The sequence below is a fragment of the Pseudomonas sp. LM13 genome (assembly GCF_041381355.1).
GTDB classification, from domain to species: domain Bacteria; phylum Pseudomonadota; class Gammaproteobacteria; order Pseudomonadales; family Pseudomonadaceae; genus Stutzerimonas; species Stutzerimonas frequens.
The window spans coordinates 549,029-563,933 of sequence record NZ_JACBXH010000001.1; the positions used below are offsets into that span (position 1 = coordinate 549,029).

General features: G+C 64.8%; 13 protein-coding genes. 6 read left to right on the plus strand and 7 right to left on the minus strand.

Features of this window, described 5'->3' with window-relative positions:
• Positions 1–11: 11 nt before the first annotated feature.
• The 3 genes from HZR81_RS02500 to HZR81_RS02510 form a co-directional block, all read right to left on the minus strand.
• Positions 12–806, minus strand: a complete 795-nt coding sequence (locus HZR81_RS02500) for a thiazole synthase (protein WP_500127231.1) — start codon at positions 804–806, stop codon at positions 12–14.
• Between the two features lie 77 nt (positions 807–883).
• Complete coding sequence (gene thiS, locus HZR81_RS02505) at positions 884–1,084, minus strand: sulfur carrier protein ThiS (protein WP_500127232.1); 201 nt, start codon at positions 1,082–1,084, stop codon at positions 884–886.
• A gap of 87 nt (positions 1,085–1,171) precedes the next feature.
• Positions 1,172–1,546 (minus strand): DUF423 domain-containing protein, encoded by a 375-nt coding sequence (locus tag HZR81_RS02510; protein ID WP_253749325.1) that lies wholly within the window; start codon positions 1,544–1,546, stop codon positions 1,172–1,174.
• Positions 1,547–1,614: 68 nt separating this feature from the next.
• Between HZR81_RS02510 and mtgA the strand changes: the two genes are divergently transcribed.
• From mtgA to HZR81_RS02525, 3 genes are all read left to right on the plus strand, one after another.
• A complete protein-coding gene (mtgA, locus tag HZR81_RS02515) occupies positions 1,615–2,343 on the plus strand; it encodes a monofunctional biosynthetic peptidoglycan transglycosylase (protein WP_500127233.1) in 729 nt (242 codons plus the stop codon).
• A 124-nt stretch (positions 2,344–2,467) separates the two neighbouring features.
• Complete coding sequence (dibA, locus tag HZR81_RS02520; protein ID WP_500127234.1) at positions 2,468–4,396, plus strand: phosphodiesterase DibA; 1,929 nt, start codon at positions 2,468–2,470, stop codon at positions 4,394–4,396.
• 187 nt (positions 4,397–4,583) lie between these two features.
• Positions 4,584–7,154: a hybrid sensor histidine kinase/response regulator gene (locus HZR81_RS02525; protein WP_500127256.1), complete on the plus strand. Its 2,571-nt coding sequence runs from the start codon at positions 4,584–4,586 to the stop codon at positions 7,152–7,154.
• A gap of 80 nt (positions 7,155–7,234) precedes the next feature.
• On the opposite strand, the gene rpoH is transcribed toward HZR81_RS02525, so the two are convergent.
• The 4 genes from rpoH to ftsY all read right to left on the minus strand — a co-directional run bounded on the left by rpoH (position 7,235) and on the right by ftsY (position 11,195).
• Entirely contained in the window at positions 7,235–8,089 is an 855-nt protein-coding gene (gene rpoH / locus HZR81_RS02530; protein ID WP_003297176.1) for an RNA polymerase sigma factor RpoH, read from the minus strand.
• Positions 8,090–8,200: 111 nt separating this feature from the next.
• Positions 8,201–9,220 carry a permease-like cell division protein FtsX gene (ftsX, locus tag HZR81_RS02535; protein ID WP_500127236.1) on the minus strand — a complete coding sequence of 340 codons (1,020 nt, stop codon included), beginning with the start codon at positions 9,218–9,220 and terminating at the stop codon, positions 8,201–8,203.
• A complete protein-coding gene (gene ftsE / locus HZR81_RS02540; protein WP_003297174.1) occupies positions 9,217–9,888 on the minus strand; it encodes a cell division ATP-binding protein FtsE in 672 nt (223 codons plus the stop codon). The genes ftsX and ftsE overlap by 4 nt, the downstream gene beginning before the upstream one ends.
• A complete protein-coding gene (gene ftsY, locus HZR81_RS02545) occupies positions 9,885–11,195 on the minus strand; it encodes a signal recognition particle-docking protein FtsY (RefSeq protein WP_500127238.1) in 1,311 nt (436 codons plus the stop codon). The genes ftsE and ftsY overlap by 4 nt, the downstream gene beginning before the upstream one ends.
• A 228-nt stretch (positions 11,196–11,423) precedes the next feature.
• Here ftsY and HZR81_RS02550 point away from each other — a divergent pair, with 228 nt between their 5' ends.
• From HZR81_RS02550 to rsmD, 3 genes are read left to right on the plus strand one after another with little or no spacing between them, the layout of a single operon-like run.
• A complete protein-coding gene (locus HZR81_RS02550; RefSeq protein ID WP_500127240.1) occupies positions 11,424–12,776 on the plus strand; it encodes a M16 family metallopeptidase in 1,353 nt (450 codons plus the stop codon).
• Positions 12,769–14,301 carry a M16 family metallopeptidase gene (locus HZR81_RS02555; protein ID WP_500127242.1) on the plus strand — a complete coding sequence of 511 codons (1,533 nt, stop codon included), beginning with the start codon at positions 12,769–12,771 and terminating at the stop codon, positions 14,299–14,301. Before HZR81_RS02550 ends, HZR81_RS02555 begins: the two co-directional genes overlap by 8 nt.
• On the plus strand, positions 14,301–14,903 hold the full coding sequence (rsmD, locus tag HZR81_RS02560; RefSeq protein WP_045632982.1) for a 16S rRNA (guanine(966)-N(2))-methyltransferase RsmD: 603 nt from the start codon (positions 14,301–14,303) through the stop codon (positions 14,901–14,903). The genes HZR81_RS02555 and rsmD overlap by 1 nt, the downstream gene beginning before the upstream one ends.
• The last annotated feature ends 2 nt before the right edge of the window (positions 14,904–14,905 follow it).

Consider the following 14,905-nt stretch of genomic DNA (forward strand, 5'->3'; position numbering starts at 1 on the left):
CACGAATCGTTTCAGCGAATCAGCCCATCCAGCGGCGACGAGGCGCTGGCGTAGAGCTTCTTCGGCATGCGCCCGGCGAGATAGGCAAGGCGGCCGGCCTCGATGGCGTACTTCATGGCTTCGGCCATCAGCACCGGATTCTGCGCATGGGCGATGGCGCTGTTCATCAGCACCGCTTCGCAGCCCAACTCCATGGCGATGGTGGCATCCGAAGCGGTGCCGACACCGGCGTCGACCAGCACGGGCACGGTCGCTTCCTCGAGGATGATGCGCAGGTTGTACGGGTTGCAGATGCCCAGGCCGGTGCCGATCAGGCCGGCCAGCGGCATCACCGCGATGCAGCCCATCTCGGCCAGCTGGCGCGCGATAATCGGGTCGTCGCTGGTGTAGACCATCACGTCGAAGCCGTCCCTGACCAGCACTTCGGCGGCCTTGAGGGTCTCGATCACGTTGGGGAACAGGGTCTTCTGATCGGCCAGTACTTCCAGCTTGACCAGCTTGTGGCCATCGAGCAGTTCACGTGCCAGGCGGCAGGTACGTACCGCGTCCTCGGCGGTAAAGCAACCGGCGGTGTTCGGCAGGATGGTGTAGCGCTCGGGGCTGATCACGTCGAGCAGGTTCGGCTCGCCCGGATTCTGGCCGATGTTGGTGCGGCGCACCGCGACGGTGACGATCTCGGCACCCGAGGCCTCGATGGCCGCGCGCGTTTCCTCGAGATCCTTGTACTTGCCGGTGCCGACCAGCAGGCGCGATTGATAGGTGCGACCGGCCAGGGTGAAAGGCTTGTCGTTCGGAACTGGGGGCATGGGAAATCCTCGTTCGGACGTGTTGCTGCGGGCTGTGGGCGCCGCAGAGGCGGCGTCATTCGGATGAGCGGGTGCGGTTAACCGCCGCCGATGGCGTGCACCACTTCGACCTGGTCACCTTCGCTGAGCGCGGTGCTGGCATGCGCGCTGCGCGGCACGATATCGCGGTTGAGCTCGACGGCCAGACGGCGGCCGGTCAGTTCCAGACGCGCCAGCATGTCAGCCACCGTCTCGCCGGCTGGCAGCTCGTAGGGTTCGCCGTTCAACTGAATCTGCATGCTGTTCGCCGCATTACGCAAAGGGGACGGCATTCTAGCCCGAACCACCCGGTGCACCAAGGCGAAGGCCGCGGCCGTTCGTCCCGCTCAGCCGTGCAGGCGCCAACCAGCCAGTCCCAGGCACAACCAGCCGGCCAGGAATGACACTCCCCCAATCGGCGTGATCATGCCGAGCCTGCCGACGCCGCTCAGAGTGAGCAGGTAGAGGCTGCCGGAGAACAGCAGGATACCGACGACGAACAAGGCGCCTGCCACAGTCAGCAGGCGGCCGGGCCGATGCAGTGAAAGCAGCGCGACGCCCAGCAGCGCCAGTGCATGGAGCATCTGGTACTGCACGCCGGTCTGAAACACCGCGAGATAGGCAGCGCTCAACTGGCTTTTGAGGGCATGGGAAGCGAAGGCACCCAGCGCAACGCCGGTAAAGCCGAACAACGCGGCAAGGACGATATAAGCACGAATCATTGCCATTTCCGGTCGATAGCCTTAGCGGCCGCTATAATGCCCGCTCTCTTCGCCCACGACCAAGTGCCATGTTGCGGAACCTCCTGCTGCGCCTGTCCAAACTGCTGCTCTGGCTGATCGGCCTCTCGGTGCTGCTGGTGCTGCTGTTTCGCTGGGTGCCACCGCCGTTCACCGCTTTGATGATCGAGCGCAAGATCGAGTCCTGGCACACAGGCGAAGCTATCGACCTGACCCGCAAGTGGCGGCCCTGGAAAGAGCTGCCAGACGACCTGAAGATGGCAGTGATCGCCGCCGAGGACCAGAAGTTCGCTGACCACTGGGGCTTCGACATCGCTGCAATTCGCGCCGCCCTCAGCCACAATGAACGCGGTGGTTCACTGCGCGGTGCCAGCACATTGAGTCAGCAGGTAGCGAAGAACCTTTTCCTCTGGTCCGGCCGCAGCTGGCCGCGCAAGGGACTGGAGGCCTGGTTCACTGCGCTGATCGAGCTGCTGTGGCCCAAGCAGCGCATTCTCGAGGTGTACCTCAACAGCGTGGAATGGGCCGACGGAATCTTCGGTGCCGAGGCGGCCGCGCGTCATCACTTCGGCATTGGCGCGCCCTATCTGTCGAGCCGTCAGGCCAGCCTGCTGGCCGCCGTGTTGCCGAACCCGCGACAATGGAGCGCTGGCAAACCCAGCGGCCATGTGAACAATCGCGCGGCCTGGATTCGACAGCAGATGCGCCAGCTCGGTGGCAGCCATTACTTGCAGCGAATCAAACCGAACCACCCGGAATGGTGGCCGAGCTGGCTGTGAGCCGGCATGCAGCACGACCGGCGCAGCAGGACGCAGCACTACCGGTGCCTGATGACCTAGCGCCCGCTCGCCATGGTGCGATGGGGTTTGACTGTGCAGTATTCGATCGGACCCAAGAGCAACGATGAACACCTCTCTCGTCCGGCTGAGCCTGGGCTACTTCTGCCTGGCGATGCTGTGGATCCTTCTCGGCGACACCCTGCTCGGCCAACTGGTGAGCGGCGACGACCAGGCCTGGCACATGGGCAAGGGCGCGCTGTTCGTGACACTCACCAGCGGACTGATCTTTCTGCTTGGTCGACAGCACTTCCGTCGCTTCGATGAGCAGCAGCGCGCCCAGCATCTGCAGAAGACCAGTCTGAAGCAGGCCGCTGCGGTCTTCGACAGCACCCAGGAAGGCGTGCTGGTCACCGATCCGCATCAGCACATCGTGCACGTCAACCCGGCATTCAGCCGCATCACCGGCTACAGCACGGAGGAAGTGCTCGGCCAGACGCCGAAACTGTTCGCCTCCGGCAAGCACGATGCAGCCTTCTATCAGGAGATGTGGCATGCACTGCGCGAGCACGGGTCCTGGAGCGGCGAGATCTGGAATCGGCGCAAGAACGGCGACGTCTATCCACAGTGGCAGAATCTGCGCTGCATCTACGACGATCAGGGCCAGCTCAGCCATTATGTCGCGGTATTTTCCGATCTCTCGGCGCTGAAGCGTTCACGCGAAGAACTCGACCAGCTCGCTCACTATGACCCGCTGGTCAATCTGCCGAATCGCCTGCTGTTCACCGAGCGTGCCAAGCAGGACCTCGAGCGCGCCCGGGCGAACAAACGCAGCGGCGCGTTGCTGCTGATCGACCTGGACCACTTCAAGGACATCAACGAGAGCCTCGGGCACAGCCTGGGTGACGCCCTGCTCCAGGCCGTCAGCGCCCGACTGAGCGAACAACTGGAGAACGGCATGACCCTCGGCCGGCTGGGTGGCGATGAGTTTGCCCTGCTCTGCGAGGACCACGGCGCGGAAAAGGCGACCGCTCTGGCGTTGCGCCTGCTGGATCGGCTGAACGAGCCTTATCAACTGGGCGACCGCGAGCTGTTCAGCAGTGCCAGCATTGGCATCGTGCTCTACCCGTACCCCACCGACGTACAGAACGTCGAGCAACTGATGCGCAATGCCGACTCGGCGCTGTTCAAGGCCAAGAGCAGCGGCCGCTCCACCTACGCCTTCTATTCCCAGGAATTGACCAGCCAGGCCCGCCAGCGCGTCGAACTGGTCACCGCGCTGCGCCAGGCGCTGGAACAGGGCCAGCTGCGTCTGCATTACCAACCGATCTACGATCTGCGCCACGGCACCATCACCGGCTTCGAGGCGCTGGTACGCTGGCTGCATCCGGAGAAAGGGCTGATCGCACCGGGCATTTTCATTCCCATCGCCGAAGAAACCGGCTTGATCAGCGCCATCGACCGCTGGGTACTGGAGCAGGCTTGCCACCAGGCGCAGGAGTGGCTGGCCCAGAATCGGCCGCTCGGCTTCATCGCCGTGAATATTTCCAGCAGGCTGTTCGGTAACGGCGAACTCGATCTGCAGGTCGCCACGATCCTCGCCAGATCCGGACTCGACGCGCGCCATCTCGAACTGGAGATCACCGAAAGCGCAGTGATGCAGGACCCGGATGCCGCCGTCCAGCTACTGCAGCGCCTGCGCGCACTCGGGGTGCAGCTGGCGATCGATGATTTCGGTACCGGCTACTCGTCATTGCAGCGGCTCAAGCGGATGAACGTACACAAGCTCAAGATTGATCAAGGGTTCGTTCGCGGGCTGCCGAACGACCATGACGACGCCGCCATTACCCGCTCCGTCATCGGCCTGGCGCACAACCTCGGCCTGAAAGTGGTGGCCGAGGGCATCGAAACCACCGAACAGGCAGCCTTCCTGCTCGAACAAAATTGCGATTACGGGCAAGGCTACGGCTTCGCCCGACCACTACCGCCCGACGCGATCGAGTGGAGTCCGACGGCACTCGACTACGGGCAGTGCTGCCACTCGTCGCGCGCCTGAGCGGATGCATATATCAAAAGGCCACTACGGAAGGTAAGCTGGCCGAGTTCCCCGAGTCGCCGATCCATTCCAGTTTCCGCCGCAGCACTTGCGGCATACTGAACCGACCGGCTACCGGCGGGCTGACGCAACTTCTGGCCCGCGGGGCATCCAAATCGATTCAGGCATGCGCACCGCAGCGAAGATGATGAGCGACCCAGCCCAACCCGCCAGCCAGTTCCAGGCCCTGCGACAGTTGTTCACCCGGCAGAACGGTATCGCCTGGGCGATGCTGTTGTTCACCCTGCTGGTGCAGCTGGCGGCCTGGCAGAACCTGCGCGCCAACGAGGACCGGGCGGCCGAACAGCAGTTCCAGCTACTCAGCGAGAAAGTCACCGAAGCCATCCGCAAGCGGCTACGCGACCACGAGCAGATTCTCCTCGGGGGCGCCGGCCTGTTCGACGCGGTCGACCACGTCAGCCGTGCGCAATGGCGCCTGTACGTTCAGCGCCTGCTGCTGCCAGACCGCTATCCGGGCATCCAGGGCGTAGGCTTCAGCCAGGCCATCGCGCCGGACGAGCGGGACGCGCATATCGCACGGATTCGAGCCGAAGGCTTCCCGGAGTACGACATCCATCCGCCTGGTGAGCGCGACCTCTATACGTCGATCGTTTTTCTCGAGCCCTTCGTCGGGCGCAACCTGGCCGCTTTCGGCTTCGACATGTACTCCGAGCCGACCCGCCGGCGGGCCATGCTGCGGGCTGCGCGCCTGGGCGAGACCAGCATCACGGCGAAGGTGACGCTGATGCAGGAGACCCACGGCAAGGTCCAGGCCGGCGTACTGCTTTACGTGCCGGTATACCGGCAAGGCGAGCCGACCGACACACCCGCGCAGCGCATGCGGGCGCTCATCGGCTTCGTCTACAGCCCCTATCGCCTCGATGATCTGATGCAGGGCATCCTGCGCGCCGCCGACCTGCCGCTGGCGCTGCATATCTACGCCAGCGACGACGAAGACCCAGAGCAACTGCTCTATGCCTCGCCCGATGCGCCACAGCCCGGCGACGCTCGCTACAGCCGATTGCAGCAACTGCACCTGTACGGCCAGACCTGGACCCTGCGCATGGACAGCCGGCCGGAGTTCGACGGGCGCTTCCATGGCAACGAAACCCTGATGCTCGTCCTGGGCCTCGGCCTGAGCCTGCTGGTGTTCTTCCTCACCTCCTCGCTTGCCCTGCGCCATAGCCGCATCCAGGCCTTGGCGGAAGAGATGACCCAGCGCATCCGCCAAAGCAAGAATGACCTGAAGGTGAGCGAGGAGCGGCTCTCGCTGGCGCTCAAGGGCAGCAACGATGGCCTCTGGGATCTCGATCTGGAAGCAGGCAGCATGTATGCCTCGCCACGCGCCTGGGAAATGCTCGGCTACCGCCCGGACGAGTTGTCTTGCGACCTCAAGCTATGGGAACGCCTGACCGTACCCGAGGATCTGGCGCAGCAGAAAGCCAAGCTGGCGCAAACCATGCTGTCCAATCTCGATCACTTTACGAGCGAACTGCGCCTGCAACACAAGCACGGCCATGTCGTACCCGTTCTGCTGCGTGGCTATATCCAGCGCGACCCGCAAGGAATGGCCCAGCGCATCAGCGGTACCCTGATGGACCTGACCGAGCGCAAGCGCATCGAGCAGATGAAGAATGACTTCGTCTCGACCGTGAGCCATGAACTGCGCACGCCCTTGACCTCCATCAGCGGTGCGCTCGGCCTGATCGTCGGCGGCGCGCTCGGTGCGGCGCCGCCAGCCATGCAGCAGATGCTAGAGATCGCCTACCGCAACAGCCTGCGCCTGGGTCATCTGATCAACGACCTGCTGGACATGGAGAAGATCGCTGCCGGCAAGATGGCCTTTGAACTGCGCGAGCATTCACTTGGCAAGCTGCTGGAGGAATCGCTCTCAAGCAATCAGCCGCTGTGCGGCCAGCATGGCGTGCGCTGCACGCTGCACCATCCACAGGACGTCCTGGTTTGGGTCGACAGCCTGCGCCTGCAACAGGTGCTCGGCAATTTTCTTTCCAATGCCGTGAAGTTCACTCCCGAAGGCGGAGAGATCCGCCTGCACACCAGCCTTCGCGGCGCGCGGGTACGCATCAGCGTGACCGATCAGGGGCCGGGCATACCGGACGCCTTCCGCTCACGGGTATTCGAGAAGTTCGCCCAAGCCGATGCCTCTGACAGCCGGCAGAAGTCGGGCACCGGCCTGGGCCTGGCGATCACCAAGGAGCTCATCGAGCGCATGGGCGGCACAGTCGGCTTCGATTGCCAGCCCGGCGCTGGCACCACCTTCTGGTGCGAGCTACCGATCCAGACGCCGACAAGCGAGGCAGACAACCGGGAAGGCCTGCCGCGGATACTGGTCGTCGAAGACGAGCCGGATACCGGGCGCCTGCTGCACATGATGCTGCGCGAGGGAGGATACGCAGTGGATCGCGTGCAGAGCCTGCACCAGGCACGGGAGAAACTTGCCACCGGGCGCTACGAGGCCATGACGCTGGACCTGCACCTACCCGATGGCAGCGGGGCACAGTTGATTGACGAACTGCGCGCACGCCCGGCCATACACGAATTGCCGATCGTCGTGATCTCCGCAGCACACCAGTTCGACGAGGCGAAATTCCCTGACCGGATCGTCTGGCTGCACAAGCCGATCACCAATGCGCAGCTGTTGGCCGCGATAGACCAGGCGCGACGAAACACACTTCATCAGGGCGACGAACAGCGATAACTAACGCCTGCGAGCCGGACGTTGGCAAAAAAAATCGCGGGAGCCATCGGCATCCCGCGATTCATTTCTGCTGAAGGGCGTCAGGCCTGGATCGAGCCCTTCAGCTTGTTCATCGCATTCTTTTCCAGCTGACGAATCCGCTCGGCCGACACGTTGTACTTGGCCGCCAGGTCATGCAGGGTCGCCTTGTCCTCGTTCAGCCAGCGCTGCTGGAGAATGTCCCGACTGCGCTCGTCGAGTCCCTCGAGCGCGGCGTGCAGGCTGGAGGTGGAGCTATCACTCCAGTCGGCATCTTCCAGCTGACGCGCCGGATCGTAGCGATGGTCTTCCAGGTAATGAGCCGGCGACTGGTAGGCGCTATCGTCGTCGGCATCGGCGGCCGGGTCGAACGCCATGTCATGACCGGTCAGGCGGCTTTCCATCTCGCGCACTTCATGCGGCTCGACGCCCAGGCTGTCGGCCACGGCGGTGACTTCATCGTTGTTCAGCCAGGCCAGACGTTTCTTCTGGCTGCGCAGGTTGAAGAACAGCTTGCGCTGCGCCTTGGTGGTAGCGACCTTGACGATGCGCCAGTTGCGCAGGATGAACTCGTGGATTTCGGCGCGAATCCAGTGCACGGCGAAGGACACCAACCGCACACCCATTTCCGGATTGAAACGCTTGACTGCCTTCATCAGGCCGACATTGCCTTCCTGGATCAGGTCGGCCTGGGCCAGCCCGTAGCCGGAATAGCTGCGGGCGATGTGAACGACGAAACGCAGGTGCGCCAGCACCATCTGCCGAGCCGCTTCGAGATCCTGATGATAGAAGAGGCGCCCGGCCAGCTCGCGCTCCTGCTCGACGGTGAGCAGCGGGAGGCTGTTCACGGTCTGCACGTAGGCCTCGAGATTCGCTCCCGGGACTAGCGCTTGAACAGGTTGCAGAGTAGTTGTCATGCAGTACCTCCAATGACGAAGCTGCAGCAGTTTAGCATTGCCGCATGAGACTGCAAGCCTGTGGAAAAGTTCCCTGACACAACCATCAAGTCATTGTTTTTAAACGAAATTTTAACGCGGAGCGAGTTCGCTCAGATGCCTTGCGACAGCCAGCCAGGCACCGATGTAGCCGAGCAGCACCGCACCGATCACCAGCGATAACGCATCGCCGGCCGGAACGCCCCCCAGGCCGAAATCGCTGCCGTAGAGGCCCGCCAGGTTGACCACGGCTTCATTTAGCCAGCCCAGACCGTAGACCAGCAGCAGCCAGGCGATCAGGCCGGCACCCAGGCCATAGATGGCACCCATGTAGAGGAACGGACGGCGGACGTAACCATCGGTGCCGCCCACCAGCTTGACCACCTCGATCTCGGTGCGGCGGTTCTCGATGTGCAGGCGAATAGTGTTGCCAATCACCAGCAGCAACGTCGCCACCAGCAGCAATGTCAGGCCAAAGACGAAACGGTCTCCGAGCTTGAGGATGGCGGTCAGCCGCTCGACCCAGAGCAGATCCAGCTGCGCCAGCTGCACGCCCGGCAACTCGGCCAGCTGCTGGCGCAGCGCTTCGAGCTTGTCCTTGTCCACCTCTTCGGGTGTCACGATGATCACGCCGGGCAACGGATTCTCCGGCAATTCCTTGAGCGCCTCGCCAAGCCCGGAGAGCTGCTGGAACTCGTCCAGCGCCTGCTCGCGACTGACCCAGTCCGCCGCTGCCACATCGGGCATGGCCGCAACCTCGTCACGCAGGCGCTCGCCAGCGTCGCCATCCACCTCAAGCTGCATGAACAGCGAGATCTGCGCGGCACGCTGCCACGAGCAACCGAGCCGTTCGACGTTGTCCAGCAGCAGCGCCAGGCCCATGGGCAGGCTCAACGCCACGGCCATCACCAGGCAGGTGAAGAAGCTGCCGATCGGCTGCTTGATCAGGCGCCCGACGCTGTCGACCAAACTGGCGCGATGACTTTCCAGCCAGGCGTGGAACAGCGTCTTGAAGTCCGGCTCGTCGCCGCGTGGCTGCTCCGGCTTCTTCGCCGAACCGCCGACGCGCTCGGCCGTGCTCGGGTTGGTCTTGGGATCGCGTTCGCTGCTCATCGGCTGGCCTCCCCGTCGCCGATCAGGCGACCACGTTGCAGGGTCAGCATGCGATGACGCATCCGCGCGATCAGCGCCAGATCGTGGCTGGCGATCAGCACGGTGGTACCCAGGCGATTGATGTCTTCGAACACGCCCATGATCTCCGCAGCGAGTCGCGGGTCGAGGTTGCCGGTCGGTTCATCGGCGAGCAGCAGGGCCGGCCGGTGCACCACGGCGCGGGCGATGCCGACACGCTGCTGCTGACCGGTGGACAGGTCCGCCGGATACTGCAGCGCCTTGTCCTTGAGGCTGACGCGCTCCAGCGCGGTCATCACCCGCTGGCCAATCTCGCGCTTGTTGAGCCCGAGAATCTGCAACGGCAGGGCGACGTTGTCGAACACCGTGCGATCGAACAGCAACTGGTGATTCTGGAACACCACGCCGATCTGCCGACGCAGGAAAGGAATCTGCGCATTGGTGATGCGCGACAGGTCCTGCCCGGCCAGCAGCAGCTTGCCGCTGGTGGGACGCTCCATTGCCAGCAACAGGCGCAGCAGCGTGCTCTTGCCGGCGCCGGAATGGCCGGTGACGAAGAGGAATTCGCCACGGCGCACCTGGAAGGAAAGCTCATGCAACCCGATGTGGCCGTTGGGGTAGCGTTTGCCGACCTGTTCGAAACGAATCATGCGCCGTCCCGCTGGGCGAAAAGCGCCTTGACGAAGGCATCGGCCTCGAAGGTGCGCAGGTCGTCGATCCCTTCGCCGACGCCGATGTAGCGAATCGGCGTGCCGAACTGCTTGGCCAAGGCGAAGATCACACCGCCCTTGGCGGTACCGTCGAGCTTGGTCAGCACCAGGCCGGTCAGCTCGACCGCCTGGTTGAATTGCTTAGTCTGGTTGATGGCGTTCTGGCCGGTGCCGGCGTCGAGCACGAGCAGGACCTCGTGGGGAGCCGACTCGTCGAGCTTGCCCATCACCCGGCGGACCTTCTTCAGCTCCTCCATCAGGTTGTCCTTGGTGTGCAGCCGGCCAGCGGTGTCGGCGATCAGCACATCGATGCCCCGCGCCTTGGCCGCCTGCACCGCATCGAAGATCACCGAGGCGGAGTCGGCACCGGTGTGCTGTGCGATCACCGGAATGCTGTTGCGCTCGCCCCACACCTGCAATTGCTCCACCGCCGCGGCGCGGAAGGTGTCGCCAGCGGCGAGCATGACCTTCTTGCCTTCGAGCTGCAGCTTCTTGGCCAGCTTGCCGATGGTGGTGGTCTTGCCGACGCCGTTCACGCCGACCACCAGGATCACATACGGGCGCTTGCCAGCATCGATCGCCAGCGGCTGCTCGACCGGCTTGAGCAGGCCAACGAGTTCTTCCTGCAGCGCGGTGTAGAGCGCGCCGCTGTCGGCCAGCTCCTTGCGCGAGACGCGCCGGGTGAGATTCTGCATGATCGCGGTGGTCGCCTCGACGCCGACGTCGGCGGTCAGCAGGCGGGTTTCCAGTTCGTCGAGCAGATCGTCGTCGATGGCCTTCTTGCCGAGGAACAGGCTGGCCATGCCTTCGCCAATGCTGGCGCTGGTTTTCGACAGCCCCTGGCGCAGGCGAGCGAAGAAGCCGAGCTTGGTTGGGGCCTCCGGCGCGGTCGCCACGACCGGGGCAGGTACCGGCTCCGGCTCCGGCTCCGGCTCCGGCTCCGGCTCCGGATCGGGTTCGGGTTCGGGTTCGGGTTCGGGTTCGGGTTCAGGGTGCAGCAGCACCGGCTCTATCTCCTCAGCCGGCTGCATATCGGCCTCGACCACGCGCGCCGGCTGCTCTTCCTGAGGTGTCGCGACAGGCGATTCGACAGGCGCCCCGGTCTGCTCGACCGATTCGCTGTCCGGCTGTTCGGCGGCGGGCTGCTCTGCCGGCGCGGGCTGCGGCTTCTTGCGCAGCCAGCCGAACAGGCCTTTCTTTTCACCGGGCTCGGCCGGCGTCTTCTTGTCGTCATTGGAACCAAACATGGAGAAGGTATTCTCAAGGATGCGAAACGCCGGCAGCCTGGCTTCCGGCCTGAAAATGGGCCCTATCCTAGCACCTCGCCAGGCAGGTGCGCTAAGCGCGGGCACTGCGGCCGAGCAGACTGTGCGGATACCCCGGCTTTGCCTGACCCGCGCGGGCCATTACCATGGCTGCCGTGTCGCCGTCCTGCCATCTGCCGTGGCGGGCACCAACCTGGACGAGTCCCGACTATGCCTCTGATGTTACGCCGCGCCGCTGCCCTGCTGCTCGGAGCCTTCTATCTGCCCCTGCTGGCAGCAGCAGACAGCCAGCCCACCCACGAGTTCTTCCTCGACAACGGCCTGAAGGTGATCGTGCGCGAGGATCATCGTGCGCCGGTGGTGGTTTCCCAGCTCTGGTACAAGGTTGGCTCCAGCTACGAGACAGCCGGCCAGACCGGCCTCTCCCACGCGCTCGAACACATGATGTTCAAGGGCAGCCGCAAGCTCGATGCCGGCGAAGCCTCGCGCATCCTGCGTGAGCTGGGCGCCGAGGAAAATGCCTTCACCAGCGACGACTACACGGCCTATTACCAGGTTCTGGCACGCGACCGCCTGGCCGTTGCGTTCGAACTCGAAGCCGACCGCCTGGCCAGCCTCAGGCTGCCGCCCGAGGAGTTCGTCCGCGAGATCGAAGTGATCAAGGAAGAACGCCGCCTGCGCACCGACGACAAGCCCAGCTCGCTGGCCTACGAGCGCTTCAAGACCATCACCTATCCCGCCAGCGGCTACCGCAACCCGACCATTGGCTGGATGGCCGATCTCAACCGCATGCAGGCCGACGAGCTGCGCGCCTGGTACCAGCAGTGGTATGCACCGAACAACGCCACCCTGGTGGTGGTCGGCGACGTGACCGTCGACGAGGTCCGCGGGCTGGCCGAACGCTTCTTCGGCGGCATCGAGAAACGCGAGGTGCCGGCGGCCAAGCGGCCGCTTGAGCTGGACGAACCGGGCGAGCGCCGCCTCCAGCTGCACGTGAAGACCCAGCTGCCGACGCTGCTCATGGCCTTCAATGCACCGAGCCTCGCGACCGAGGATAACGCTCGCCAGGTGCATGCCCTGCGGTTGATCTCCGCCCTGCTCGACGGCGGCTACAGCGCGCGCCTGCCGGAACGGCTGGAGCGCGGAGAGGAACTGGTGACCAGCGCTTCGGCCTGGCACGACGCCTATGCCCGTGGCGACAGCCTGTTCGTCTTGAGCGCCGCGCCGAACTTACAGAAGGGCCGCACCCTGGAAGAAGTCGAAGCCGGTCTCTGGCGGCAGCTGGACGCGCTCAAGGAGACGCCACCCTCGGCGGACGAACTCGAGCGCGTGCGTGCCCAGGTCATCGCCGGCCTGGTCTACGAGCGCGACTCCATCACCCAGCAGGCCACCACCATCGGCAAGCTGGAAACCGTCGGGCTGTCCTGGCGCCTGATGGACGAGGAGCTGAGCGCGCTGGAAGCGGTCACGCCCGAGGACATCCAGCAGGCCGCCCGCACCTACTTCACCCGCTCCCGCCTGAGCGTCGCCCATGTTCTGCCCGAGGAAGCCCGTGATGAGTGATTGCAAAGCCCTGCGCAACGGTCTGCTTGGCCTGCTGCTGGCGGCCAGCTTCGGCCTGGCGGGCTGCGACGAAGGCTCCACCGCCCTGCCACAGCCCGGCCAGCCGGCAGAGCAGGATGTCGCCCGCGAGGCGAGCCAGCCTGCCGTGCCGACCGCGACGCCGGAAAAGCCGCGCCTGGAATCGCTCAGCGAGCTGAGCGACCAGCCGCTGGCCCGTCGCAAGCTGGACATCCAGAGCTGGCAGACCAGCGAAGGCGCCAAGGTGCTTTTCGTCGAGGCCCGCGAGCTACCGATGTTCGACCTGCGCCTGACTTTTTCCGCCGGCAGTAGCCAGGACGGCGACGTGCCCGGCCTGGCCCTGCTGACCAATGCCATGCTCAACGAGGGCGTCGAAGGCAAGGACGTCAGCGCCATCGCCCGCGGCTTCGAAGGCCTCGGTGCGAACTTCGGCAACGGTTCCTACCGCGACATGGCGGTGGTCAGCCTTCGCAGCCTCAGTGCACCGGACAAGCGCGAGCCGGCGCTGGCGCTGTTCAACCAGGTCATCGGCCAGCCGACCTTCCCCGAGGACTCGCTGCAACGGATCAAGAACCAGCTGCTGGCCGGCTTCGAATTCCAGAAGCAGAACCCCGGCAAGCTGGCCAGCCTCGAGCTGTTCGAGCAACTCTATGGCGATCACCCCTACGCCCATCCCAGCGAAGGCACGCCCGAGTCGATTCCGCCGATCAGCGTCGCGCAGCTGCGCGACTTCCACGCCCGCGCCTATGCGGCAGGCAATGCGGTGATCGCACTGGTCGGCGACCTTTCCCGCGAGGAAGCCGAAGCGCTCGCCGCCGAGGTCTCCGCCGCGCTGCCGGAAGGCCCGGCGCTGCCAACGACGCCGTCGCCCCAACCGCCCGCAGCCGGCAAGCACCACATTGACTTTCCCTCCAACCAGAGCCATCTGATGCTGGCCCAACTCGGCATCCCTCGCGGCCATCCGGACTATGCGGCGCTGTATCTGGGCAACCAGATCCTCGGCGGCGGCGGCTTCGGCACGCGACTGATGGAAGAGGTGCGCGAAAAGCGCGGCCTGACCTACGGCATCTACTCCGGCTTCAGCCCGATGCGCGCCGAAGGGCCGTTCATGATCAGCATGCAGACCCGCGCCGAACTCACCGATGGCGCGCTGGAGCTGGTGCAGCAGCTGGTCCGCGACTACCTCGCCGAAGGGCCGACCGAGGCCGAGCTGGAGCGCAGCAAGCGCGAGATCGCCGGCAGCTTCCCGCTGTCTACCGCAAGCAATGCCGACATCGTCGGTCAGCTCGGCAGCATCGGCTTCTACGACCTGCCGCTGACCTACCTGGAGGATTTCATGGGAGAGGTGCAGGCGCTGACGGTCGAACAGGTCAAAGCCGCGATGAACAAGCATCTGCAGGCCGATGCCTTCGTCATCGTCACCGCCGGCCCCAACGTCGAGCAGCAGCCGCTGCCGCCGCCCACCGATAAACCAGCCGAACAGCCCAGCGGCGTTCCGGAGCACTGATGGCCAATCCACCCATTCGCCCCAACGCCCACGGCGGCCAGGGCCAGCTGCGCATCATCGGCGGCGAGTGGCGCTCGCGCCGCTTCAGCTTCCCCGATGCCGAAGGCCTGCGCCCTACGCCGGACCGGGTGCGCGAAACCCTGTTCAACTGGCTGGCACCCTACCTGTCTGGCGCACGGGTGCTCGATCCGTTCACCGGCAGCGGCGCGATCTATCTGGAAGCGCTGTCGCGCGGCGCCAGCATGGCCCTGGCGCTGGACGTGAACGCCAATGCCATCGCCAGCCTGCGCAAGCACCTGGACACGCTCAACTGCGGCCACGGCCAACTGCTGCAGAGCGATGCCCTGCGCTATCTGGAAACTCAGACGCCGACCGCCTTCGACCTGGTATTCCTCGACCCGCCGTTCAACAAGAATCTGTTGCAACCGGCCTGCGAGCTGCTGGAGAACAAGGGTTGGCTGGCCGAACACGCCTGGGTCTACACCGAAAGCGAGGCGCTGCCGTCCAGCCTCGGCCTGCCGGGGAACTGGCGACTGCATCGGGAGAAGCAGGCCGGCAAGGTGCACTACGCACTCTGGGAGCGCCACGCACCCACCGCTTGAAG

Coding starts and splice junctions, on each gene's coding strand:
- HZR81_RS02500 (WP_500127231.1), bottom strand. CDS start 806: ATGCCCCCAGTTCCGAACGACAAGCCTTTCACCCTGGCCGGTCGCACC.
- thiS (WP_500127232.1), bottom strand. CDS start 1,084: ATGCAGATTCAGTTGAACGGCGAACCCTACGAGCTGCCAGCCGGCGAG.
- HZR81_RS02510 (WP_253749325.1), bottom strand. CDS start 1,546: ATGATTCGTGCTTATATCGTCCTTGCCGCGTTGTTCGGCTTTACCGGC.
- mtgA (WP_500127233.1), top strand. CDS start 1,615: ATGTTGCGGAACCTCCTGCTGCGCCTGTCCAAACTGCTGCTCTGGCTG.
- dibA (WP_500127234.1), top strand. CDS start 2,468: ATGAACACCTCTCTCGTCCGGCTGAGCCTGGGCTACTTCTGCCTGGCG.
- HZR81_RS02525 (WP_500127256.1), top strand. CDS start 4,584: ATGAGCGACCCAGCCCAACCCGCCAGCCAGTTCCAGGCCCTGCGACAG.
- rpoH (WP_003297176.1), bottom strand. CDS start 8,089: ATGACAACTACTCTGCAACCTGTTCAAGCGCTAGTCCCGGGAGCGAAT.
- ftsX (WP_500127236.1), bottom strand. CDS start 9,220: ATGAGCAGCGAACGCGATCCCAAGACCAACCCGAGCACGGCCGAGCGC.
- ftsE (WP_003297174.1), bottom strand. CDS start 9,888: ATGATTCGTTTCGAACAGGTCGGCAAACGCTACCCCAACGGCCACATC.
- ftsY (WP_500127238.1), bottom strand. CDS start 11,195: ATGTTTGGTTCCAATGACGACAAGAAGACGCCGGCCGAGCCCGGTGAA.
- HZR81_RS02550 (WP_500127240.1), top strand. CDS start 11,424: ATGCCTCTGATGTTACGCCGCGCCGCTGCCCTGCTGCTCGGAGCCTTC.
- HZR81_RS02555 (WP_500127242.1), top strand. CDS start 12,769: ATGAGTGATTGCAAAGCCCTGCGCAACGGTCTGCTTGGCCTGCTGCTG.
- rsmD (WP_045632982.1), top strand. CDS start 14,301: ATGGCCAATCCACCCATTCGCCCCAACGCCCACGGCGGCCAGGGCCAG.